This window comes from bacterium, from assembly GCA_023150945.1.
Classification (GTDB): Bacteria; Zhuqueibacterota; Zhuqueibacteria; order Zhuqueibacterales; family Zhuqueibacteraceae; genus Coneutiohabitans.
The window spans coordinates 14,418-39,549 of sequence record JAKLJX010000027.1; the positions used below are offsets into that span (position 1 = coordinate 14,418).

16 protein-coding genes are annotated in these 25,132 nt (G+C 61.0%); 10 read left to right on the forward strand and 6 right to left on the reverse strand.

Translation table 11 applies throughout. The features are described 5' to 3' along the window. Positions 1 to 91 precede the first annotated feature (91 nt). On the forward strand, positions 92 to 811 hold the full coding sequence (locus L6R21_24300) for a class I SAM-dependent methyltransferase (protein ID MCK6562332.1): 720 nt from the start codon (positions 92 to 94) through the stop codon (positions 809 to 811). A gap of 416 nt (positions 812 to 1,227) precedes the next feature. Here L6R21_24300 and L6R21_24305 read toward each other — a convergent pair whose 3' ends face one another. Both L6R21_24305 and L6R21_24310 read right to left on the reverse strand, forming a co-directional pair. Next, positions 1,228 to 3,090, reverse strand: a complete 1,863-nt coding sequence (locus L6R21_24305; GenBank protein MCK6562333.1) for an MFS transporter — start codon at positions 3,088 to 3,090, stop codon at positions 1,228 to 1,230. Positions 3,091 to 3,333: 243 nt separating this feature from the next. Beyond that, positions 3,334 to 4,092 (reverse strand): hypothetical protein, encoded by a 759-nt coding sequence (locus L6R21_24310; protein ID MCK6562334.1) that lies wholly within the window; start codon positions 4,090 to 4,092, stop codon positions 3,334 to 3,336. Positions 4,093 to 4,228: 136 nt separating this feature from the next. On the opposite strand from L6R21_24310, the gene L6R21_24315 reads away from it, so the two are divergent. Next, a complete protein-coding gene (locus tag L6R21_24315; GenBank protein ID MCK6562335.1) occupies positions 4,229 to 6,139 on the forward strand; it encodes an amylo-alpha-1,6-glucosidase in 1,911 nt (636 codons plus the stop codon). Positions 6,140 to 6,745: 606 nt separating this feature from the next. On the opposite strand, the gene L6R21_24320 is transcribed toward L6R21_24315, so the two are convergent. Next, positions 6,746 to 7,762: a hypothetical protein gene (locus L6R21_24320; protein MCK6562336.1), complete on the reverse strand. Its 1,017-nt coding sequence runs from the start codon at positions 7,760 to 7,762 to the stop codon at positions 6,746 to 6,748. Positions 7,763 to 7,947: 185 nt separating this feature from the next. Here L6R21_24320 and L6R21_24325 point away from each other — a divergent pair, with 185 nt between their 5' ends. The 8 genes from L6R21_24325 to L6R21_24360 all read left to right on the forward strand — a co-directional run bounded on the left by L6R21_24325 (position 7,948) and on the right by L6R21_24360 (position 20,006). Beyond that, complete coding sequence (locus tag L6R21_24325; protein ID MCK6562337.1) at positions 7,948 to 8,955, forward strand: carboxypeptidase-like regulatory domain-containing protein; 1,008 nt, start codon at positions 7,948 to 7,950, stop codon at positions 8,953 to 8,955. Positions 8,956 to 9,020: 65 nt separating this feature from the next. Next, a complete protein-coding gene (locus L6R21_24330) occupies positions 9,021 to 10,517 on the forward strand; it encodes a sigma-54-dependent Fis family transcriptional regulator (GenBank protein ID MCK6562338.1) in 1,497 nt (498 codons plus the stop codon). Continuing rightward, positions 10,501 to 12,168, forward strand: coding sequence for a protein kinase (locus L6R21_24335; protein ID MCK6562339.1), 1,668 nt, complete (start codon positions 10,501 to 10,503; stop codon positions 12,166 to 12,168). The genes L6R21_24330 and L6R21_24335 overlap by 17 nt, the downstream gene beginning before the upstream one ends. Before the next feature lie 167 nt (positions 12,169 to 12,335). Beyond that, the gene (locus L6R21_24340) at positions 12,336 to 13,565 is read left to right on the forward strand and encodes a T9SS type A sorting domain-containing protein (protein ID MCK6562340.1); all 1,230 of its coding nucleotides are present in this window, start codon (positions 12,336 to 12,338) and stop codon (positions 13,563 to 13,565) included. 23 nt (positions 13,566 to 13,588) lie between these two features. Beyond that, on the forward strand, positions 13,589 to 14,503 hold the full coding sequence (locus tag L6R21_24345) for a hypothetical protein (protein MCK6562341.1): 915 nt from the start codon (positions 13,589 to 13,591) through the stop codon (positions 14,501 to 14,503). Positions 14,504 to 14,531: 28 nt separating this feature from the next. After that, positions 14,532 to 15,320: a hypothetical protein gene (locus L6R21_24350; GenBank protein MCK6562342.1), complete on the forward strand. Its 789-nt coding sequence runs from the start codon at positions 14,532 to 14,534 to the stop codon at positions 15,318 to 15,320. Between the two features lie 437 nt (positions 15,321 to 15,757). Further along, positions 15,758 to 18,721, forward strand: coding sequence for a SusC/RagA family TonB-linked outer membrane protein (locus L6R21_24355; protein MCK6562343.1), 2,964 nt, complete (start codon positions 15,758 to 15,760; stop codon positions 18,719 to 18,721). A 19-nt stretch (positions 18,722 to 18,740) separates the two neighbouring features. Beyond that, a complete protein-coding gene (locus L6R21_24360) occupies positions 18,741 to 20,006 on the forward strand; it encodes a RagB/SusD family nutrient uptake outer membrane protein (GenBank protein ID MCK6562344.1) in 1,266 nt (421 codons plus the stop codon). 204 nt (positions 20,007 to 20,210) lie between these two features. On the opposite strand, the gene L6R21_24365 is transcribed toward L6R21_24360, so the two are convergent. The 3 genes from L6R21_24365 to fdhD all read right to left on the reverse strand — a co-directional run bounded on the left by L6R21_24365 (position 20,211) and on the right by fdhD (position 25,130). After that, positions 20,211 to 22,892, reverse strand: coding sequence for a T9SS type A sorting domain-containing protein (locus tag L6R21_24365; GenBank protein MCK6562345.1), 2,682 nt, complete (start codon positions 22,890 to 22,892; stop codon positions 20,211 to 20,213). Positions 22,893 to 23,153: 261 nt separating this feature from the next. Continuing rightward, on the reverse strand, positions 23,154 to 24,272 hold the full coding sequence (locus tag L6R21_24370) for a DUF3524 domain-containing protein (protein MCK6562346.1): 1,119 nt from the start codon (positions 24,270 to 24,272) through the stop codon (positions 23,154 to 23,156). 33 nt (positions 24,273 to 24,305) lie between these two features. Further along, positions 24,306 to 25,130: a formate dehydrogenase accessory sulfurtransferase FdhD gene (fdhD, locus tag L6R21_24375; GenBank protein ID MCK6562347.1), complete on the reverse strand. Its 825-nt coding sequence runs from the start codon at positions 25,128 to 25,130 to the stop codon at positions 24,306 to 24,308. Between the last annotated feature and the right edge of the window lie 2 nt (positions 25,131 to 25,132).

Here is a 25,132-nt window from a genome sequence, read left to right on the forward strand (position 1 = left end):
CTGACTCTGCACGCTTGCAGTGACAGCCCGCTTGCCGGGAAAGAGGCCGGCGGGAATGACACTGGAATTGCATCCTCCAGGCATGCCTGCCATGACAAAACTCTATCACGAACTCGCCGCCTGGTGGCCGCTGCTCTCTGCGCCCGCCGACTATGCCGAAGCAGCGGCATTTTACCACCAGGTCATCACCGCCGGCCGCGTGCCGCCGCCGCACACGCTGGTGGAATTCGGCAGTGGCGGCGGCAATACTGCCTCCCATCTCAAGCGGCATTTTGAGCTGACCCTAGTCGATCTTTCGCCGGAAATGCTGGCGGTGAGCCGCGCGCTGAATCCCGACTGCGCGCACGTGGCGGGTGACATGCGCTACGTGCGGCTGGGACGGCAGTTCGACGCCGTTCTCATTCACGATGCCATCGTGTACATGACCACCGTGCTGGATTTGCGCAGCGCCCTGGCCACCGCGTTTGCGCATTGCCGGCCTGGTGGCGTGGCCTTGTTTGCGCCGGATTATGTGCGCGAAACCTTTGCGCCCGCCACGGCGCACGGTGGCGAGGACGGCCCGCAACGCAGCTTGCGCTATCTCGAATGGACGTATGATCCTGATCCCAACGATACGGCTTACACGGTGGATTTTGCCTATTTGCTGCGTGAACCCGATGGCTCGACGCGCGCCGTGCATGACCGGCACACCTGCGGGGTGTTCACGCGCGCCGAGTGGCTGAGGCTGCTTGCGGAAGTGGGTTTCCAGCCGCAAGCGCTGGACGCGCCCGGAGGAGTTGAAGTCTTTGTGGGGGCCAAGCCGGGTGATTGAGGTGCGGCGGAGGCGGTGTTCAAACTTCGAAGTTACTGCTGGATCGGGTGATGCAGTTACTCTCAGGCACACGCAAATAGATCTCTATGAAATCGAACAAGAGTTTCAAATTGAGAATGCCATATACCCTTCCACAATCCGAACGAGCAGGAGCGCCAAAAGGCCAAAGCGCACCAAAGACGCTGAGACGCAAAGGAACGCCTGGCCTCGGCCTTCGATCAAGGAAGACAACAAATGATCAAGAACTTTTTGTGAGCCTTTGCAGCTGCGCGTCTTGGCGTGAATTCTTTCAGCCATAATCCAACGGTGTCGGAGAGGTGATTCAGCAAGACCTGCCGTATTTGATTATGGCGCAGTCAAATTGGTTCAAAGGAGCGAAATGTAGAAGCGAAGGGCAACGCTCTGAGAAATCTCCCTCACGCCGGCATCTCTCGTTTCTTGCCAAAATCCTCCTCCAAACGAATCATCTTCGCAATGATGAACGGCGGAACGGTCGCCAGCATCACCCACACGAAAAAGTGCTGGTAGCCGATCAGCTCCTGCAGCCAGCCGCTGAACATGCCGGGAATCATCATGCCGAGTGCCATCAAGCCGGTGCAAAGCGCGAAATGCGCGGTCTTGTGCTCGCCTTCCGAAACATAGATCATGTACAACATGTAGGCGGTATAGCCGAAGCCATAGCCGAACTGTTCGACCGCCACGCAGATATTGATGGTGAGAAAATTCTGCGGCAACGCATAGGCGAGATAGACATACACTGCGTCAGGAAGATTGATCGCCAGCACCATGGGCCAGAGCCAGAATTTTAAGCCGTGCCGCGCCACCACGAACCCGCCCAGCAGCCCGCCCAAAGTTAGCGCGACGATGCCGACCGTGCCATAGACGAATCCCACCTGTCCAGTGGTCAATGCCATGCCGCCGACCTCGCGCGCATCCAGCAAAAACGGCGAAGCCATCTTCACGAGTTGCGCTTCGGCAAAGCGATACAGCAGCAGAAAAGCCAGAATCACGCCGATGTTTTTCTTCTTGAAAAAGGCCGCGAAGGTCAGAAAGAACTCCTGCAACACGCTGCGCGAGCTTTGACTGCCCGGCCGGTCCACGGCGGGGAAAGGCAGGATCGCCTTGTGATAGGCGAAAAACACCACGAACATGCCGGCGAGCACAAAGAAGGTGATCGACCACGCCAGCGGAATGTTGCCGGCGCGGCCGCGAAACACCGCAGCGGCGTCCGTCTTGAGCTTGGGGTCGAGTTGCACCACGGTCATCACCGGCAGGTTCCAGTTGCCGGCGTTGAACACGAACCGGCTGCCCTCCGCCAGCGCGATACTCTTGTCACCCTCATCGATGCCGAAATTCACGACGATCTCTTCGCCGGCCTGCGGCGGGCGCGAGAGATGGAAGAACACCACGCCCACGTTGCCGGCAAGTCCGGCGAGCGGGCTGGCCGGCGCCGCGGCGCCAAAATGGCGGCGGAGAAACGTTTCGAGATTGCCCACCACCGCGCGCTGCCACCAGGAAGGTTCCTCGGCGGTGCCGCTGGCCGTTTGCTTTTTTTGTTCGGCAGGATAGAAACCGTGCTGCAGGTTCCAAGCGTGGGCGCGTGCGAGCAGCAAATCAACTTCGCTCTGCGGGCGCGGCTCCGCGGCGATTTCCAGGCTGGCGGGATGAGCCACCAGGCGCAGTTCTCCGGGCTGTGCCGCGATGCGCAAGGAATCCGGCGCGGGCAGAGCACTCACTTGCGCGCGCGGACTGGCGGTCACGCGGACCTCGACGGTGGGCAGGCCGCTCATGCTTTCCAGATATCCGGCAAGGATGATCAGCAGACCCTGGCCGGTGATCATGGCAATGCGATAAAACGTGCTGCGAATGCCGACAAAGAACGCCTGTTGGTGCTGTTCCAACGCGAGCATGTAAAACCCGTCCGCGGCAATATCGTGCGTCGCGGAGCTGAAGGCGAGCAGCCAGAGGAAGGCGAGGGTGTACTGGAAAAATTCGGGCAGGGGCAGCGTGAGCGCAACACCGCCGAGGCCGGCGCCCACGATGAGCTGCATGACAATGATCCAAAGGCGCTTGGTTTTGAGAAGGTCGACCAGCGGACTCCACAGCGGTTTGATCACCCAGGGCAGGTAGAGCCAGCTCGTGTAAAGCGCGATGTCGGTGTTGGAGACGCCGAGGCGCTTGTACATGATCACGGAGACCGTCATGACGACGACGTAGGGGATGCCCTCCGCAAAATAGAGGCTCGGCACCCACAGCCAGGGTGAGCGTTTCTTCTCCATTCCAGCCTGATTGCGCGTACTCGTTGGCAAAGTCATATTCGTCCTTTCCGGGAGCGAGCGAAGATCAGTGAGGATTCAGGGGCAGCAGCACCTTCAGGGGAATCGGTGGCGGCGCAGACCGGGCCACAAAAAACAAACCACAGACTCCACGCGCTGGCACGGCGACCGGCGGTTGCTGGTCTGTGTCAAATCGCGAAATCTGTGGTTGGTTTTCTCATTCACCGGCGTGCACGCCTGTTCATTTCACATGCGACGGCGCGATCCGCCGTAGCGGCGCTGGCCGCGGCGCCGGCGTCTGCCGTCGGGCCGGTGGCCAGATTCGGAGTTGTCCGAGGGGTTTTCGGATTCCTGGGTCGGCATGTTTTCCGGCACGTTCGCGGGCCGGTTCATCGCGGCACGCGCGGTGGGTGGCTGGGCGGGGGTGGCCACAAAACTGACTCCCACCCGCTGCAACAACTTGGGAATGGGCAGGATGACGAGCCATGCCAGGGCCCGCAATGGAATGCTGTTCGCCACGACTTTGTCATGCGGAATCAAAAGCGTGAGCAGAAACAGCCCGGCGCCAATCCATAGCGAGTGATGAATGAGGCGCCACTTGCTCTTCGTCTGGTAGGCATGCCCCTGGCGAATCATAATCGCCTGGATGATTTCGCTGAGGGCGAGGCAGACCGGCACGGCTTGGGCTGCCAGCGCGTGCGCGGGATTCTCAGGCATGGCCTGGCGCAGAAACAGTGGCAGCAACACGAAGCTCAACGCCAGCAGGGCGCTGAAAACGAAACTCGCCTTTGCCCAGAAGATGCCATTCGCTGACATGCTGCTCAGACGCCACCAAACCCCGGCCAAATAAGCAAAGATGACCGCGAACGTGAAAACCTTTTGAATGAGAAGTGAATTTGTCAAGCCGGGCATGGTCGCAACCGCCAGGGCGCTGATCACCAGCGTTAAAGCCAGGATGTCGGTCGCAACAGTGTAAGCCAGCGAGGCCTGAGCACGTCGATCCATTAAACCTCCCTCTTGGGGGGATAAACCTGATAAACACCCGTGAACCTAAGAAACGCGACGACATGGCGGCGCAGGTGTGTCTCATGCGCCTGAGTGCGCCAAAATCGCGTGTCATAATAGCGAAATAAGGCCTGAAGTGCAATCAAAAAAACCGTCGGAATGGCTGCTGGCCAATGGCTTGGGCGGCTACGCCATGGGCGAGCAAAACGGCAGATGCACGCGCACGCGCCATCACCTGTTGGTGGCCGTCACGCGGCCGCCTCTGCAGCGCGTGGCGTTCGTCCGCACGCTCCGCGAAACCATTCGAACCCCGGCAGGATGGCAGGAGGCCGTGTGCACGCGCTTTGAACACGACCGGCGCCTGCTGACCTTCACCTGCGAGCACGACGCTTTCACCCTCACCAAGATGGTCTGGCTCGCGACTTCCTTCCATGGCGTGTGGGTGCGCTATTGCCTGTCGCGCAGCCAGGAGCCGCTGCGTCTGCGCGTGGCGCCGCTGCTGGATTTCCTCGACCTTGAGACGCAAGCGCCGCTGTGCGACAACTATTTGGTGCGGCGCACACGGGCGGGCGCGCTCGTCTTCGCGCAGCCGCACGACAAGCCCGTGCGCGTGGAGGCATCGCCGGCCGCGGAATATGTGCCTGCCCACATTTGGCAAGACCTGCTGCTGATCAACGACCAGGATGAGGCGCAACGGCACACGGTTTACCTGCCGTTTGCCTTCGAATACGATTTGGCGGAGCAGGAGAGTTTCACGCTGTTGCTGGCGCACAACGGCCCGGAGTCCTGGCAGGCAGAAGCGGCGTGGCGACAGGACCACGAGGCGCCCCGGGCTGCCGGTGAGCAGGACCGCGTGCTCGCGCTCCCCCAAGGCCTGCGGCACCTCGCGATTTCTGCTCGGGCGTTTCTGGTTCAACGGCCCACGATGCTCTCGCTCGACAACACCACCGTGCTCGCCGGCTATCCCGACCTCGCTGACAGTGGCCGCGAAGCGATGATCGCACTGCCGGGCGTGCTGCTGGTCGCCGGCAGGTTCGAATCCGCCCGGCAAGTGTTTCGCCTGTTTCTCAAGCATGTGAATCAAGGGCTGATCCCCGGCCAATTTTCCCGGCGGCCGGCAAGCCCCACCTTTGACAGCCTGGATGCGACCTTGTGGATGTTCGTCGCGCTGTATGAATATTGGCAAGCCAGTGCTGATCTCGGTTTTCTCGAAGAAAACTACTCCCTGCTGCTGGAGATTCTCAATTGCCATTTGCGCAACAGTGCGCCCGGCGTGAAATGCGATCCGGCCACGGGTTTTCTCTATGCGCTCGATTCTCAACGCGTGATGACGTGGATGAATCGCCGCGTGGGTGAGTGGAGCGCGACGCCGCGGCCGGGTTTTGCCGTGGAAGTGCAGGCGCTGTGGTATCATGCGCTCTGCTTTATGGCGGAAGTCTCGCGCCTACTGGGCAAAGCGGCGGGCGAGCAAAAATGCCGTGAGCTGGCAACGCAGGTGGCCGCCAATCTCGTGGATCGCTTCTGGCATGCCGGGAAGAATTGCTGCTTCGATACGATACCGGAGTCTGGCGGGCGGGCGCGCCACCGGCTGCCGGCCGAAGGCGGTGATGCGGCTATCCGGCCGAATCAAGTGATTGCCGCGGGCTTGCCGTTCACGGCATTCGCCACCGCGCAAACCCGCGCCGTGGTCGAGCTCGCGCTCGCCCACCTGGTGACACCGTACGGCCTGCGCACGCTCGCGCCCGATCATCCGGCTTTCTGCGGCCGCTACGCCGGCGCGGAGAAACAACTCGCCAGCGCAGCGCACAACGGCACCGTGCATCCCTGGCTCATCGTGCCGTTTGTGAACGCCTATCTGCGCGTCTCTGATGATCGGGAATTCTTGCGCCGGGCATTCGCGCCCTTGTTTGCCGCGCAAGACTTGGCGTGCGACGGCTTTGTAGCGGAGATGTATGACGGCGAGGCGCCGCGCGCACCGCGCGGCGCACCGGCTTACGCCGCCAGCTCGGGCGCTGTGCTGCAGGCGTGGCATCTGTTGATGAAGTGACTGCCGTAACGCAGGCTTTCCGCCTGCCAACAAAGCGGGCAAGAGAGCTCGCAAGGCGCGAAGACGCAAAGGCGTGCACAGAAGAAATCTGACTTCAGTTTTGCATGAATGAAAGCAACAGATGATTTGGATGCCTTTGCGTGTCTGCGCGATTGTTTGCTCAAATCGAGAGAGTTGGAAGCTCTCAGAATTGTCATGAAACTCGCATAAATACAGGTCGAACTCGCACCCACCGAACAAGTCCCTGCTTTTTCGCAACGGCGCAAACTCGAAGAAGCCAAATCCCCTTCATTTGAAAAGAGTGGGGACTTTCGAAGCTTCGAACCAGCACCCCTCGCTACTTTTCTCAAGCGAACAAGGCCGCGGGCATAGGCGTCAAGCTAAAGAGGTCGGATAAACCGCAACGCAAAGACAATCGCCAACTGATAGAAATAACCCAGCAGATGAAGAGCTTTTGAGTGTCCGTCCAAAGGCATCACCGCCCGGGCGGTTTCTTCATTTCTGGGCAGACACTTCTTGTCAGTTGGGTTGTCTTTTTCGTTGGAGATTTTGTCTTGGATACGGTGAGCCAACCGCGGGAGGGAGAGCAAAGCCGGGCAGAATCACTCACGGCCGGATGACCGTGAACCGCACTTCGCCGAGACGGTTGCCGGGAATGCCATCCACCGTGAGAATGTATTCGCCGGTCTTCCACCATTCGTGATGGTAATAGCAAACGCGGTTGCCGTCGCTGGGACGGATGGGCAGATGGTGTTCGACTTCGTGAATCAGCCGAGCGTCATGGTAGAGGCGGAAGCGCACGGGCAGCGTGAGCGCGCCGTCTTGGGGATTGTCAAACGCGAGCCGGCAAACGAGGAAGGTGCCGGATTCCTCCAGCCGGAAAAAAGTGGCGCCGCGGCCGGAATCGAAATTCCGGCAATCGCGCGCTTTGGCTTCCTCCGCTTCCATGAACAAGTTGAGATTCACCAGGCGCAGGCGCTGTTGCTCCGGCGGCAGATCTTCGGCGGAGACATCGAGAATGCGGCCATTCTCTGCGCGCACACGCCGGCTCTCGAACACGCGCAAGCTCAACGTGTCGGAAACTTCGCCAATGCGAATGACATGACGGCCCGAGGTGATGTTTTCCAGGAGGATGGGGGTGGGGCCTTTCTCCAGGCTGTCGAGCCAAACAATTTGTCCAGGCGGATCACTGGTGGCAACCAGCGTGGCCGGCACGGGATTCAAGCGCACGATTTCGCGCTGGCGGTAGGGGCGGGTGCGGGGGCGTGGGCTGGCGCTGCGGATGTTGATCTCGAGCACGTGATCACTCACGATGCGCACCGGCTTGACGTGGGCGAAATAGCCTTCACGCTCGACGCGCAGGGTATAGATGCCGGGGGTATGCTGGCCGGCGGTGTTGACTGTGTCTTCATCCAGGTAAATGGCCATGCCCGGCTCGCGGCCGATGATGCGATAGAAGCCCGGCGCCTGCGAGTTTTGCGCCGGCGCCGGCACGGCCAGCAGCGCGGTCAAATACAAAACCCACAGCGGCGCGTACGGTCGCCCGGCACAGCGGCGTGTCGGCAGGCTCAGCATCGGCAGTTCGGCATGAAGGTTTTCGCGTGCAGTTCTTGAGAGCAGCACATTCAGATCCCGGCAAGAGATGGCGGCCATAAATATAGCCAAATTGCGGCGAATGTCAAGAATCAGCAGGGTTGCATTTGGAAACTTGCCTGCTTATATTTCGCTGCGTTTGCATGAAAGCAGGCGCCTCTGTGCGTACCCTCGGAAGTGTTCACCGACCAAGCGGTGGGAGAGTACTGCTGCTCATGATTCGTTATCATACGCTCAAGCAGTTCGCGTTGCGGTCGTGCTGCCTCAGCCTGGGACTGATCGGCTGCGGTGAAGCCCCGCGCGACAACCCGCTCGACCCACTTTCCCCGCAATACAACAATCGCGGCCACCTCCTGGTACACACGCAGACTTTCTACTCACCCAACCAGCCGCTCGCCGGCGTTGCCTTGCTGCTCGCGCCCGCCAACCTCGCCCAAACCACCGATGCCCAGGGGCGCTTCCTGTTTCGTGATCTGCCGGCGGATACCTATGTGGTCAAAGCCGCCAAACCGGGATTTGCCGCCGACTCCCAAGTCGTGGTCGTCGCGCCGCAGCGCACCAGCGAGATCTTCCTGCAGCTCGATGCGCTGCCGGTGTTCAAAAGTGTCGCAGTGCGCTCGGAAAACATCAGCGCCTGGATTCCGATCGTCGGCGAAACGCTGCAGCTCGTCGTCGAAGCCCAGGTGGAGGATGGCGACGGCCTCGATGACCTCCGCGAAATCAAACTCTACAGCCAGCGTTTCGGCTTTCTGCAAAACCTGCAGCGCAGCGGCTCGACCAATCGGTTCGTTGCCATCATCAAAGAAGAGACGCTGGCCACGGCCTCGCTGTTCGATCTGGTGGGCGAACGGCTGTGGCTGGAAGCCCGCGACCGCGCCGGCGCGCGAACCGTTTCCGATCCAGCTTATCTGATTCGCATCATCGAGCCGACGCCGCTGGTATCGGAGCCCAGCGGCTTGAAGGTCACCAGCCCCCGGCCTCGATTTCAGTGGGAGCGGCTGCGGCTGCCGTTCGAATACCGCTACCGCATCGACTTGTCGGTTTTCAACATCTCTTTTCCCCTGCCGGTGCCGCTGCGGCAGGTCGATGACATTTCTGCGGATTCTTCCGCATTTGTGTACGATTCTTCCCTGAGCAGTGGCGCTTATGTTTGGACGCTGAGCGTGGTCGATCGCTTCGGTAATCTCAGCCGGTCACGCGAGGCGGTTTTCGAAGTGAGATAACATCGGCTGCGAGCCGGCAGTGGCACACCGGCCCGCCAGCGAAAACCCCTGACCCATCGTGCGCAATGCCTGCCCTGGAGAACATCGATCGCTCGTCGCTGCTGGCGCTGGTTGAAATCAGCCGCGAGATCAATTCCATTCAGGACACCGACGAGCTGCTCAGCAAGATTCTGCAGATTGCCATGCAGACGCTGGCCGCGGAACGCGGCTTCATTCTGCTGCAGGCGCCGGAAACCGAAACCGGTTTCGTGGCGCGCGCCGCCCAAAACATTTCCCCGGAGGCGATCGCCGACATTGCCCACATTTCCAGCTCGGTGGTGCGGCACACGCTTTCCGGCGGCGAAGCGGTGATCTGGCACGACAGCGATTTGCCCGAAGGCCTGGCCAAGACCGAAAGCATCATCGCGCATCACATTCGCAGTGTGGCGTGCGTGCCGCTCCGCCTGAAGAGTCGCCTGGTGGGCGCAATCTATCTCGACAGCCGGCTGGCCTCCTCGGCATTCATTGAAACGTCGCTGCCGTTTCTCAATGCCTTCGCCAATCAGGCGGCGATCGCCATCGAGAATGCACGGCTCTATCAGAATCTGCGCGACGAGAACCGCCGCTGGCGCGCGGAAGTGCAATCGCGCCACCGCTTCTCCGAAATCATCGGCAAAAGCCCGGCGCTGCGCCGGGTGTTCGAAGTGATGGAGCGCGTGCTGGAGTCGCATGCTTCGGTGTTGATCGAAGGCGAAAGCGGCACCGGCAAGGAATTGGTGGCGCGCGCGATTCACTACAACGGCCCGCGCAGCGAACAGCCCTTCGTCGCGCTGTTTTGCGGCTCGCTGCCGGAAACGCTGCTCGAAAGCGAGCTGTTCGGCCACAAGAAAGGCGCCTTTACCGGCGCCCTCACTGACAAGCGCGGCCTGTTCGAAGTGGCGGACGGCGGCACGTTTTTTCTCGATGAGATCGGCGACTTGACCCCCACGATGCAGGCCAAGCTGCTGCGCGTGCTGCAGGAGGGCGAGATCAAGCGCGTGGGCGACACCCACATCCGGCGGGTGAATGTGCGCATTCTGTCCGCCACCAACAAAGTGCTCAAAGAGGAAGTCAAGGCCGGCCGCTTTCGCGAGGATTTGTATTACCGCCTGAACGTCATTAGCGTCACCATGCCGCCGTTGCGCGAACGCAAGGAAGACATTCCGCTGCTCGCCCATCATTTTCTGGACCGCTTCGCCAGAGAAAACGGCCGGCCGCTGAAGGGATTTTCCGAAAAGGCGATGGAGCAGCTCCGGCGCCATGACTGGCCCGGCAATGTGCGCGAGCTGGAGAACGCCATCGAGCGCGCCGCGGTGCTGGCGCGCGGCGAGTTGATCACCGAGCGCGAGTTGCCCTTTGCCAATGCCCCGGTGGAGACGGTGTGGGAAGACGGCCTCTCGCTCGCCGAACACGAGAAGCGCATCGTGATGAACGTCTTGCGCGCGCACGAAGGCCACATCACGCAGACGGCGGAGAAGCTGGGTGTGTCGCGGCGATGGCTGCACTACCGGCTGAAAGAATGGGGCTATGAGCAGGCAGATTGACAAGTACAGCCTGATCGCCGAGCTCAAACGCGGCCAGTCCGCCACCGTATATCGCGCCTATGAGGCCGCGCGCCAGCGGTTCGTGCTGCTCAAGGTGTTGCATGCCACCGAGGCCGGTGTGCGCGAGCGCTTTGCGCAGGAAGCGCAAATTCTGATGCGTCTCAAGCATCGCAACATCGTGCGGATTTACGAATGCGGGCAGGCGCAGGTGCCTCCCGGCCGGGTGCTGCCCTTTCTGGCGATGGAATTCATCGAAGGCGGCACGCTCGCCGATGTCATCGCCGGGCGCCGGCTGCCGGCGGAGTTGGTGATTCACATCACCGCGGAAATCGTGGCGGCGCTGCAGGCGGCGCATGAATGCCGCATCGTGCATCGCGATCTCAAACCGCAGAATCTTCTGGTCGATGCGGCCGGCCGCCTGAAGGTCACGGATTTCGGGCTGGCCGCGTTCCTGGGCGGCGAGACGCGCGGTGCGATCATCGGCACGCCGCAGTACATGTCGCCGGAGCAGGCGGCGGGCGAGGCCGCCACGCCGGCGAGCGACTACTTCAGTCTGGGCGTGATCATGTACGAAATGCTCGCGGGCGCCTCGCCGTTTGACAGCGAAACCATCAGCGCGCGGCTTTATCGCGTGCGGCATGAGAACCCGGCGCCCCTGGCCGCCGTGGTCCCGGAAATCGCGGCGCCGCTGGCGGGCCTGGTGCATCAGTTGTTGGAGAAAAATCCGCAACGCCGCATGCGCCAACCGGCGCAAATCATGCAGGCGCTCTCCGCCTGCGAGAAACATCTGGGGCGGCGGGCGCGGTCTGAGCATTTTTGCCAATTTCTCACGGACCCCGATCGCTATGCGCCGTTGAAGATCGCGCGCCGGCCGCTGACAACTGGCGGCCGATCGCGGCAATGGCGCACGCCAGTGATCATGGCCACCGTGCTTGCAATCGTGATCGCCGGCGGTGCCTGGCAGCTCACGCGATTTCACGCACCGCCGGAGGCCGCGCAGCAACGCAACGGTGCTTTGCCGCATGAATCGGCAGCAAAACCGGATTCGAGCCGGCCGGCGGATTCTCTCTCCACGCCGGCGGAAGTAGTGGCCGCCGCTGAGCGGCTGGAGCCCGAGCCGAACGTTGCGGCCGCGGCGACGCGACCGCCGCCGGAAAAATCAGAGGCGATTGCGGAACCGCCTCCGGCCGCGGCAACTCCGCTCAGCAACAGCGCGCCCGCGGCGGTGAGCAGCATTCGCATCACCTGCCTGCCGTTTGCCCATGCGATTTTGGACGGCGACACACTGGGCACGGTGGATATGCTGCCGGCTTTGTTTCAAACGCAGAGCGGAGAGCGCCTGCTGACGCTGGCCAATCCGCGCTTTCCGCTGTTCTCCCGCCGGTTGCAGCTGGCGGCCGCGGAGACACTCGATTTGCAGTTGTCGCTGTGGGAGACGGTCGCGCGCTTGACGCTGCACGTCAAGCCGTGGGCCGAGGTGTTCATCGACGACGTCAGCTACGGCAAGACACCGCTGGACGAAATCATTCTGGCGCCCGGCGTGCATCAACTCCGGCTGGAGCATCCGGAGCGCGAGCGCTTCGTGACCACGCGTGAGTTTGCCGCGGGCCAGCGTGAAACGTTGTCGATCGAGTTGCAGGCGAAGGATTGAGGGTATAACAACGCATTGGTTGTCGGCGCGACCGGTTTCGCGAAGGCCGGTTGGGCCGGGCAGCCATTTGCCGGCCTGGTTTTGACTATTGCGCCGGGCCAGGGCAAACCATTTTGCCAGGCCACCGTCAGACCGTGATATTGATCTGCGAAGAGAGACGCATGGAGATGAAAAGGTCAACAAAATTGCTTTGGGGGTGGCTGCTCCTGGCGTCGCCGATGGTCACGGCGCAGACTTGGGCAACGCATGAGCCTATGCTGACGCCGCGCTACGGCATCACGGCCGTGTATTGGAACAATCAAATCGTGGTGATGGGCGGCCGCGATGCCAATGATTCGCTATTGGCGCTGGTGGAAAGTTTCGATTTCTTCAGCGGCTTGTGGTCCCGTTTTCCGGCGGATTTGCGCGAGCCGCGTTTCAATGCCGCGGCGGTCGTCTACCGCGGCCGCATGCACGTCGTGGGCGGCTGTGGCGACAGCGCGCAGGCGCTGAAGACCGCGGAATTCTACAACGAACAAACCCAGCAATGGGAGCAAACCCCGGCGCTCGCCGTGGCGCGCGAGGGCGCGGCGGTGGCGGTGATCAACGACACGCTGTTCGCCATCGGCGGTTATGACGGCGCCGGCCCGCTCAAGAGCATCGAGTACTATCGCCCCACTTTCGACCGCTGGCAAACCAGCCGCTGGGAGCTTTCGGCCCCGCGCGGCTGGCTCGCAGCGACGACGCTGCGCGATTCGATCTTCACCGTGGGCGGATTGCTGCTGGCCCCCGTGGGAATTCTGGAGCGCTACCATGTTTCGGACGGCAGCCGCCGGCGGGCTGACATGCCCACCCCGCGCGGCCGCATGGCAGCGGTGAATTTCGAAAACGAGTTGTGGACCATCGGCGGCGTGTCGCAACACGGCGCCGCGGAAACCGTCGAGCTATACGAGTATCGCACCAACGAATGGCGCACCGGCCCCGCGCTGACGCAACCGCGGGAGCTGCATGCGGCGGTGGTGGTTTTTGATCGAATCTACGTCTTCGGCGGCCGCGATGCCGAGGGCAAGGTGCTGGCGTCCACAGAAACGTTTCAGGCTGCGACCGCGGTGGCGGAACCCCGGAGACGCCTGCCGGACGCGCCGGTTTTGCTGAGCTATCCCAATCCCTTTGCGGCCTCCGTCAAGATCGCGCTGCTGGCTGCCGAGTTCAAAACCGCAACCGCCACCGTGGTTGTGCATGATTTGCTGGGCGCAACCGTACTTCGCCGCCAAATGGCTGTCGGCACCAGCGGGCTGGAATTGGTGTGGGATGGCAGAGATCAAGCCGGCCGCCCGGTGCACGATGGCCTGTATTTCATCACCATCAAAGCCGGCGACGCCGTTTTCCGGCACAAGCTCGTAAAGCTCAGCCGATAAACGTTGAATCTCGGGAGGGAGCGATGATCTTGCCCCGCCGTAGCGCAGTCAGGTTGTTGCTCGCTGCTGCCCTGGCCCTCAGTTTCAACTGCAGCGAGAATCCGTTTGGCGGCGATGACAAGATCAACGACCGGCGCCAGGTTCGGGGCCATGTGGCGTTCAGCAACGGGGCCGCTGCTGCCGGTGTGTTTGTCTGGCTGGATCGCCATGATCTCAGCGCGCGCACCGCAGATGACGGCAGCTTTGTTCTGGCGCTGCCGCCTTTGCAGAACCAGCAGGGCGTGGTGGCAGAGGGCACTCTTTATTTCTATCTCGCCAACTACAAGCTGGCCACGGCCCAAGTCAAAATCACGGAGGGTCAGTTCGCTTTTGGGCAGGCGGGGATTGACGCTGAAGGCCGGGTGCGCGGCCCCATCATCATGGCGCGGGCGGTGGATATCGTCACCCAGGTGACGCCACCGGCGTGGCCCGCTGACCAGGATTCCCTGAAGATCACCGTCCGGCTGGTGGCGGATGACGGCTGTGTGTTGGTTTACAATCCGCTGCTCGATTCCGTGCCGCGCGACGGCGTTGACTTTGCGCCGCTGGGTGCAGCATTGCTTCATCACACTGAAACCGGCCAGGTGTTCACGCTGCGAACCTCCGCCACCGGTAACGGCACCGAGCGCTTGCAATCATGCGCAGAGCAGGCCATTCACAGGAAACTCATGGCCGCGGGACCACAGTTGCGGCCTCTCCCCGCCGGCAAGTATGAGGTGATTCCCTACCTCTGGCTGGAGCCGGAGGGCACGCCCCCAGCACTGCTGGCCCATCTCGGAGCAGAGGTGAATGAACTGGGAGGAAACTATCTCAAGAAGCCAATGCACCGGCAGCCAGCGATTTTCGAAATCAGGCAGCAGCCGCAACCCGCGCCGGAGCTGGGAGCCGCGCGCGACTGAGCCAGATGAACCAGAGGCCTCCTTTGCCATGAAGACCACACCGCTCATCATTGCAATATTGCTGACGCTGCTCGCCCCGCTGGCGGCGCAGGAGACTCTGCCGCAGGTCGCCGATATTCAGCGTGCCTATGACAGCCTCAAATTCGAAGAGGCCGAGGCGCTCGCCAATCAAGCACTGGCGCACGCGGAAGCGTATTCGCCTGCCGATCTGGTGCAGATTCATCTCCTCGCGGCGTATCTGGGATTTGCGCAAAAGCGCAGCGCAGCGGCGCGGCAGCATTTTGAAAGCGCACTGTCGTTGCAGCCCAGCCTCACACTCGACAGCCTGCTGGTTTCGCCGCGTATCGTGCGGCTGTTCGAGCAGGTGAAGAATGAATATCGCGTGGGGATCGTCAGCGGCGCGCCCACAGTCAAGTACATCGTCGTGAAAGACCAGCGCCTCGCCGGCCTGCGGCGTTCGCTGGTGCTGCCCGGTTGGGGGCAACGCCATTTACGCCGCCCGGCAGCGGGCTGGATTTACACCACCGGGTTTTTGATGGCATTGGGCGCCGGTCTCGGCCTGCAGGTGTTGCAGGAGCAGGCGCATGATCGCTATCGCAGCGCCACCGCTCCGGCTGACATCGCGGAAGCCTACGATCGCTTCAATCGGCGCTACCGGCTGCGCAATGCTGCCTTTGCCTCGGCTGCCGGCATTTATGCCGTGAATGTTCTCGACGTTTTGCTCGTGTCGTCCCTCCCGCCCGCCGTTGCCGTTTCGTCCGAGGGGGTGAATTCCCTCAAGTTTTCCTTGCAAGTGCCGCTTCCCGCATTGCATTGAGGGCTGTGCAAATTCACATTCCACGCGCGGCAAGATTTTGCATGAATTTGATTCACCATCTCATGCAGATGTGTTTGCGGCCTCTCTGGCCTTGCAAAAATTCTTGAATATTCAAGTATTTATTCATCCATCTTCTCGCCACCCAAAATCCCTGCTCCGCGCGCCGTTGAGCCAAGCGCACTGGTATGTTCTTTGCTTAACCTCCATCAACCTCAAGACAATCCTAAATAAGAGTTTGTGCCATTAACGATTGGCCGCGGCCAGCGTAATGACCAAGCCCTGCGTCGTCTCTCTTTTGCGATTTGGTTGATTCAACCCTCCCCCGCCAGAGACGGCAATCTCACTGCTGAGCGCCATTCCCGATTTCACACCGAGTTGCTTCTACCGCGACGCGTTTGCGTTCGCGCATTCCCATCAACTTAAGGAGAGGAGTAAACATGAGTAAACTCTACCGGTGCCGAGGCCTGGTCCTCCCAATCCTCCTGCTGCTGAGCGCGGGTGCGCTGGGGCAGGAGACGACTGTGACGGGCCGGGTCGTGCAACTGGAAACCGGCGAAGCGCTGCCCGGTGCCACCATTAAAGTGAAGGGCACGACGATGGGGGCCGCGGCTAATACCGAAGGCCGCTTCACCGTCACGCTGCCCAACCAGCCGCATAGCACGCTGGTGGTGTCGTTTCTGGGTTTCAAGACCAGGGAGTTGTCGGTCTCGCCCGGAGCTGATGTCACCATCGCGTTGGAAGAGGACGTGCTGAAGCTGTCGGAAGTCGTGGTGACCGGTCTGGCCTCTTCGGTCGCAAAACGGAATCTCGCCAATGCCGTGTCGACGGTTTCCGCGCAGGAGCTGGTGGCTGCGCCGAGCCAGACGCTCGACCGCGCATTGACCGGGAAATTCGCCGGCGTCAACGTGAGCCAGAACACCGGTGCGCCGGGCGGCGGCATCAACGTCGATTTGCGCGGCACTTCGACCATCGAGGGCGTGACGCAGCCGCTGTACGTCGTGGATGGCGTGATCATCAACAATGCCGCCAATCAATCGGGCATTGACCTGGTCACGGCGGCGACCGGTGCCGGCAGCGCCAATCCCCAGGGCCAGCCCACCAATCGAGTTGCCGATCTCAATCCCAATGAAATCGAAACCATCGAAGTGTTGAAAGGCTCGAGCGCGGCGGCGATCTACGGCGCCAAGGCTTCCAACGGCGTGGTGATTATCACCACCAAGCAAGGCACGCCGGGCAAAACCCGCATCGATGTCTCGCAGCAGATCGGTTTCAACAGTTTGCTGAAGAAGATCGGCTCGCGCCGTTTCACCGCGGAGACGGCGGAGGAATCCTACGGCGCCGTTGGCCGCCAGATTTTCGAGCAAAGCGGCGGGCAGTTCATCGATTATGAGGAGGTGCTGTACGGCGAGGAGGGCTTCCTGAACGAGACCTCGGTGAGCGCCCGCGGCGGCAGCGATCGTACGCAGTTTTATCTCTCCGGCCTGCTGCGCGATGAAGACGGCATCATCAAGAACACCGGCTACCAGAAATATGGCGGCCGTCTCAACCTCAACCACAAAATCAGCAACCGCGTGAAAGTCGATGCCTTCTTGAATTTCGTGCGGTCGGAATCCAATCGCGGCATCACCGGCAACGACAACACCAATACCACCTTCGGCTTTTCGCTGGGCTTCACCCCGAGCTTCTATGACATCCGGCCGCGCAACGGGGCGTATCCCGATCATCGCTTCAACCCCTCGAACCCGCTGCACACCCGGGATTTGTTGATCAACAACGAGTTGGTCAGCCGCACGCTCGGCTCCGTGCGGCTGCATTGGAACCTGCTGGTGCAGTCCAAGCAAAGCCTGGATTTCATCGTACAATCCGGCGTGGATTTCTATTCCCAGGAAAACAAAGTGGTTTCCCCGCCCGAACTGCAATACGAGCGCAGCGCCAGCCTGCCGGGCACTTCGCTGTTGGGCGAAAGCGAGAGCCTGAATTCCAATCTCTACTTCAACCTTGCGCATACCCTGGCGATGGGCAACAACACCACCTTCAACACCTCCGCCGGCGTGCAGTTCGAGAATGCCAATTTGAACAACATTCTCAACGAGGCGCACGGCTTGATCGTGACGCAGACCAACGTCGATCAAGCGGCCAGCATCAATGCCTATCAAAACCGCGTGATCTCGCGTGAGCGCGGCTTCTATGCGCAGGAGGAAATCAATCTCAATGACCGCATTTTGCTCACCGCGGGCGTGCGCGGCGATGCCAGCAGTTCCAATGGCGACACCGGCAAATACTTCTTCTATCCCAAAGCCGCGGCCTCGATTCGCTTGAGCCAGTACGGCGTATTGTCGGGCCTGGCGAGTGAGTTGAAACTGCGTGGCGCTTATGGTGAAACCGGCAACCTGCCCATTCCCAATGCCAAATTCACCTCGCTGCTGCCCACCAACATCGGCGGCCGCGCCGGGCTGCTGCCGGCGACGCGCCAGGGCAACCCCGACCTCCGGCCCGAGCGCACCAAAGAGCTGGAAGCCGGGTTCGACGCGGCATTGCTGAATGAGCATCTTTCGCTGAATTTCACCTACTATCGCCAGAACATCAGCGATCTGCTGCTGTTCCCCACGCTGCCGCCCTCCTCCGGCTTCATCGACAAGGTGGTCAACGGCGGCAAAATGCGGACGCATGGCGTCGAGGCGACGCTCGGTGTGACGCCGGTGCGCAGCCGCGGCTTCACCTGGACGGCGAATCTCAACTTCTACAAAACCTCCTCCGAAATTACCCAGCTCGAGGTGCCGGCCTTCAACAAAGGCGGCTTTGCGCCCTTCCTGGGCACGTTCCGCATTCAGGAAGGCTGGTCGCCCACTACCATCGTCGGCGCCGATGTTGACGCGCAGGGCAATCCCATTCCGCTGGGTGATGAAACGCCCGACTTTCAAATGTCCCTCAACAATCGCCTCAACTTCAAAGATTTCGAGTTGAGCTTCTTGTGGGATTGGAAGAAGGGCGGCGACGTCATCAACCTCGGTGCGTTGATCACGGACTTCGGCGGCACCACCGAAAACTTCGATGCCATCAAGATCGTGCAGCCGGACGGCAGCGTGGCCACCGCGCGCATTCTGGCATTCGTGCGCCGCACCGGCACCAGCGCCTTCATCGAAGACGGCAGCTACTTCAAGCTGCGCGAAGTCAGCCTGAGCTACAACGTGCCGCGCAGCGCGGTGCACCGCCTGTTGGGCGGGCAATTGAGCTACCTCAAGCTCGGCGTGTCGGGCCGCAATCTCTTGATGATCGCCGACTACACCGGTTATGACCCGGAAGTCAGCCAGTTCGGCAACGTCTCGATCGGACGCTCGGTGGATACCATTCCGTATCCCTCGTCACGATCGCTGTATTTCAACGTTGCGTTTGGCTTATAATTTCGAAGGAGAACCGATTATGATGAAGAGAAGAAAAACCGGCGGGCGCGCTCTCGCCCTCGCGTTGCTGGGCGCCACGCTGCTGCTGTGGGGCTGCGAGAGCCTGGATTTCTCCAACCCCAACGCCCCGATCGTGGACGATGTGACGATCCAGAGCTTGGTGACCGGCGTCGAGGCCGGCATGCGGGTGGATTTGGCGATTTACCTCCGCGTTGTCGGCCTGCTGGGCCGTGAGATCTACTATTTCGAGCCGGCCGATCCGCGTTATACCGGCGAAATTCTTTTCGGCAATCCCGATCCCGGCGGCTTTTTGGTGAACCGGCCGTGGTCCGCACGCTATCGCACCATCGCCAATTGCCGTTTTCTGCTCGATCGCAATGCCGGGCCCGCGGTGGACGGCTTTGCCAAGACCATGTTGGCGTACCAGCTTTTGCTCAACGCCAATTATACCGACGGCAGGATCAAGCTCGATTTCTCCGGCAACCTGGCCGCAAGTTTAACCACCCGCGATCAGGCGCTGGAGGCCATTCACAATCTGCTCAATGACGGCTACAACGATCTGCAAGCCGCCGGCGCGGCCTTTCCGTTCCAGCTCTCGGAAGGCTTCACGGGCTTCGATACGCCGCCGCAATTCGCCAAATTCAATCGCGCGCTGAGCGCGCGGGTGATGGCGTATCGCGGCGACTTCAACCAGGTGTTGCAGGCACTGGCCGCCTCGTTCATCGATGCGGCCGCCGCGATGGATTTGGGCGTCTATCATGTCTACGGCTCCGGACTGGGCGATCAAACCAACGAGATCTTCGAGAACCCGGCAGCGACTTTTGTCAAGCTGATGGGGCATCCCAGTTTGAAAACCGACGCCGAGGCGAATGACCAGCGCTTCGTGACCAAGCTGTTCGTCCGTCCGGCTGCCACCACGTTCGACAATTTGACCACGGATCTGGGCGTCACCATCGCTGCCAGCTCGACCGACCGGCTGCCCATCATTCGCAATGAAGAATTGCTGTTGTTGCGTGCCGAAGCCAATCTCGCGCTCAACAACCTCGGGCAGGCACAGACTGACCTCAACGTGGTGCGTGCCGCTGCCGGTCTGCCCGCAGTGAATCTCACTGACGCCGCGGCCTTGACGAATCAACTGGTTCGGGAACGGCGCTATTCGTTGTTCATGGAAGGACATCGCTGGGTGGATGCGAGAAGGTGGGGTCGCCTGGCCGAGTTGCCGGTCGATCGCGCCAGCGATCGGGTGATTGGCGCAATGCCCACGCCCACCACTGAATCACCGTAATCACCGCGGCCATGCCGGATTCAGCTGACTGCAATCCACCAGCATGCGCGCCAGAGGCGCTGCCCATGCTGGTGGATTTTTTTTGGTGTCCGTCCCAAAACACCACCGCCCGGGCGCTTCGTCATGCGCAAGAGTGAGTTCTGTTTGACTTGTGCACGCTGCGAGGCCAAGCGCCCGGGCGGTTTCTTCATTTCTGGACAGATGCTATTTGGCCAGCAGCAATTTGCTCTCGGCCACTGCCTGTGCGGTTTCAACGCGGGAGAGATAAAGACCGCTGGCAGCCCGGCCGCCGCCCTCGACCGTGCCGTCCCATCTCGCCTGATGCGTGCCCGCGGGCAACGCCTCCGCCACCAGCGTGCGCACGAGCTGGCCGGCGAGGTTGAAAATCTGCAGTTTGACCGGACCGGCCTGCGGCAGGGTAAAAGTGATGGTGGTGCTCGGATTGAAAGGATTGGGATGATTGGCGAGCTGCAAAGTGTGCGGCAGGGGGGCGGAATCGTGCTGCTCCACTGCGGTGGCGCCGCTGAGTGCAACGGTATAGATCCCCTCGCCGCCGGGATTGTCGGAGAAGGCAATCGTGCCATGGGCGCCGGTGCTGCCGCTTGCCACCAGCGTGCCGCCGCGCTTGACCGTGTAATTGCGGTTCGACTTCAGCTCGGTGAGCAGATGCTTCACCGTCTTGTTGCTCTTGCAGGAGTAGCTGAAATTGCCGAGCCGCGTTTCGTTGCGGCTGAAAATCACGGCGCGCTCGCCCTCCAGCAACACACCGGCGTAGCTATCTCCGGAGATGTTTTCGACCGCGGCTGGCGCGCCCATGGTGTTGGCGTCGCCGAGCTGCATGACGGTGAGGAACAATCCCTGCGCCGAGCGGATCTGCAAGGTGTGATCGCTGAGCAGATAGCCGGCCAGCTCGGTGAAGGAGGACGCGCTATAATCGAGACGCGAGCCGTCGGCCCACACCCATTCATAGCCGCTGCCGCCGAACTTGTGGACCGCGGCCTGGGTGGGAAGAACCGAAGTGAGGTACATCTGCCCGTGCGACTTGTCGATGCGGTTGGTCACTTTGAACGTGCGGCCGCTGCCCGTCCAGTGGCCGCTGCCCGCGCTTTGCCAACTGCCCTCCACCGCCGCCACATCGCCCACAGTGTGCAGCACAAAGTACTTTTCCTGCGCCGACTGCACGCGATCCATCACCACCACAAACTCATGGTTCACCGGGCCGCGCAGATACACCACCGCGCGCCGCGCCAGGCTGGCCTTGCTGCCGCCCTTGTAGCTGCGTGTGTAGTTGTAATTGACGTAGTCATGCAGGCCGGGAACATACTCGCGCGCCTCCACCGTGCCGATGTGCGTGTTGGCGCCCTCGACAAAATCTGTCGGCGTGTCGTGCCCGTCGTTGATCGTGCCCATCTCCGGGCTGAGCGCGCGGTCGCCCGCAAGACCCAGGACGTTGTTGAGCGCCAGGCCCTTCCCGTCACTTTGCACGCGCGGAATGCCGTCGCCGGCGTTCTTGGTATTGGCCGCGCTCACCGCCAGCGAACCGAAACGGTGAATGTTGAGCGCACCCATGTCTTCTTCATTGTGGCCGTTGGCATACCAAAACTTCGGGCTGTAGAACTGGACGAGCGTGGCGTCGTTGGCGCCATGATCCGAACGCATGGCGTGGCCCTGCCCGAGATGCACGCTCAGCGGAATGCCGGCTTCTTCCGGCGACTTCTTGGCGACGTGCCGCGTGCCGAACACGAATTTGTAGAAGAAATCGAAAAGATGGCTGTCGTAGTACTCGTACTGATTGACGTCAAGGCCGTACGGACTTTTTTCGCAGAACCAGGCGGCAAAACCGGCGAGATTGGGATCGGCCTGTTGCAGCATGGCCGCCGTGATGTTCATCACCATCGAAGTGGAAGAACTGCGAAACGCCATCACCGTGCTGGTGTTTTGCTGGCTGAAATAGTACTCGCCCTGATAGGGCATCGGCATCATGTGATAGTAGAGATAGTAGGGCGCATAATGCAGCCAGGCGTTGGTGGCGAAGTAATTTTCTCCCATCGCGCTGCCGGCAGCGGCGGCCAGCAACATGATGCCGACGTAGCCATCCATGCTGTAAGAGTCCCCCTCGACCCAGTCGCTCGAGCCTTCGAACAGACGCTCGGCCACGCCCAACTGGCGCTGGAGAAAAACATCTTGAAACGAGTCCATCATCGCCTGCGCTTTGGCAGTGTAGCTGGCGCCCAAGTCGGTGTCACCATAGAAGCTCAGAGCGCCGGCATAGACGTGCACGTTGGCGGCATAGTGATTCTCGAGCTTGACCTTCTCGGAATTGTAACGATTGTTCCACAAGGTGATCAAACGATCGGCGAGCTGTTGCCGCTGCTCCAGGCTCGCCAGCCCGAAGGTCCAGTCATAGACCACCTGCAAAGCCAGGCTTGCCAGGCCGCCTTCCGAAGTGGTGAGATTCTTGGAGCCATGATGTGCCTCGCTCCAATCATTCGGCAGCCGTTGCGCGATATATAACCCCAGACTGATTGCCTTTTGGCCGTAGTCGTTCCGGCCATGTCCGGCAGTGATGCCGGGCACGGTTGCCGGATCGATGCGAGAGAGCAGGGCAAACGAGCGCGCCGCGCCGAACAGCTCGTTCCACTCCGTCAGCGTGCCGCTGCCGGGCGCGACGCTGTAGAACTGGTCCATCGCGTTCACGAACTGCTGAAAATCGCTTTTGTAGTAGCTCTGAATGCGGCTGCGCATCGCCTGCACGCCCTCCGCCGTAACAAACAGCCGCGGATGCTCCTTGCGAGCCAGCGGCGAGTTCGCCGGCGCAGTGAAAGGCGCTGCTTGCAAACCGGCGGCAACCAGTGAAACAGCCATGACCGTCCATAATCTCTTCATGGGATCCTCCAGAAACATCAATGTTGAAATTCGATTCCGTAGCCGGCAGCCAGCGACGATTCCGTATTTGTGTCACGCTAATTCATTGCGGCATCGCGAGTAAGCTCGCCGCCCGGCTGCGGCACATGGCATGGAGTTGAATGCTGGCAGGATGGTCTTGCAAATAGCGTGTCAGACCCAGGGCCGGTCGCGGCAATGGCAGAATTTGCAGCAGAGAAGGCAGGAATTTAACTCACGTCAAGGGGGAAGCACTGGTACAATTCAGGGTAACAAAGCACCAGGTTTTGCCGGCTGGCGCACCGCCACCAGATCCGAAAAGATGGTGTCGAATTCGTCGATGCGGTTTGCCCAGGTGAATTTTTCCATGGCCGCGGCCAATTCGCGGCGCACATGATCGAGATTACGGTATTCGCGCAACAAGTGGCGGAGCTTGTGATCCATTTCTGCCGGAGACTCATAGAGAAATTGGGCGTGGAATTTCGAGGGCAAAATTTCCGGGTAGCTCAGCCGGTCGGGCAGCAGCGGCAGCACATGGCAATACATCGCTTCGGTCACCGAGAAACCGAAATTCTCCTGAATGGCGGTCGACACGACGATATCCGAGCGCGACAGGAAATGGATGTAGTCTTCCACACTCTCGACAAAGCCATAGCGCAAAATTCGTTCGCCCAGCCGTTCCCGTGCAATGATGAACTCCTGCGGGTGCACTTGAAAATTCTCGCCCAGAATGATCAGGCGGAAATCGCAACCTTCCTGCGCCAGGCGGTACAGGGCATTGAAGAAGACCGCCGGCTGCTTGTCGAATTCCCAGCGATGATTCCACAAGATGATGGGCACGGGATTCATGGGAATGTTGGAGCGGGGGAAGTCGGAGAGGTTCAGCCCCATGTACACCACCCGCGATTTGGCGGCGATCAGGTTGCGGGCATGCTCCGGCACGAATTCCGGAATGGTGAGCACGAGCTGGCGCAGCGCCTGATCGAACTCCCGCAAATGATAATGGGAATTGAACAGGCATAAATCCGCGGCGAGCGCCGACACGAGATTCACGAGGCCCAAATCGACTTCCGGTTTTTCGCCTTCCGGGGTGGGATAGGTGATTTGATTTTCGTGCAGAAACAGAATCGCCGGGCAGCGATAGCCGGTGAGCGCCTTTAGTTCCGCGAGATTGATCAAGTCCGTCGCCACGATGAGATCGCAAGCGCGCAGCGCCTCGCCGCAGGTTTCCGCAACGTAAAGCGCGGAGGTGCGCATACGCCACTTCCAGAAGCGGGCGGGAAAGGTGACGGGGATGATTCTGTGCCGGCTGTATTGCATCAATCCGTCGAGAAAGGCCTTGTGCGACCCGCCGTAGAACGATTCAATGAAAACGATATTCACGCGTGCGTGCTCCGCCGTTGAGGAATGAGGCCGTCAGCGGATGATCCGCTCGTGTCCGGCATAAATGACCGCCTGCTCGCCGCGCACGAAGCCGGCCAGCGCCATGCCCGCGGCGCCGGCCAGTTCCACCGCCAGGGAAGAGGCGGCGCTGATCGCCGCCACCAAAGAAATGCCCGCCAACAGCGCTTTTTGCGCCATTTCAAAACTCAGCCGGCCGCTCACCAAAAGTCCGAAATCGGTGAGTGGATAAAACCCCTGCTGCAGGGCCCAGCCCAACGCTTTGTCCACCGCGTTGTGACGGCCGATATCCTCACACACTTTCACCAGCTCACCGGCGTCGGAAAACAAAGCGGCGGCATGCAAGCCGCCCGTGCGGGCAAAATGCGATTGCGCCGCGGCGAGCTTTTCCGGCAGTTGATTGAGCGCCGCTGCCGTGAGGGTGAAATGGCGCTGCAAACTGGGCGCCTGCAAAAAAATGCGCTCGAGCGAGGCCCGGCCGCAAATGCCGCAGCTCGAGGTGGCATAGAGGCGGCGTTGCGCCGCCGCAACCGTTGCGGCGGGCAGGGAGGCCAGCATGCAAACCACAACGTTGGGAATCGGCAGGCCGAATTCGTCGCGCGCCCAATCGATGCCGGGCAGCGGCACGAGGCGGCCGTCGGCGCCGGTGAGCAGACCTTCCGTGAGCAGAAAGCCGCAGGCGAGATTGAAATCATCGCCGGGCGTACGCATCACCACGGCCAGCGGCTGTTCATTCAAGCGGATCTCCAGCGGCTCTTCGACCGCGAGCAAGTCGCTTGTCGCATGCAGCGTCCCGCGGCTGAGACGATGAACCGAAAATGCTTTGATGGCTTCTGTCATGA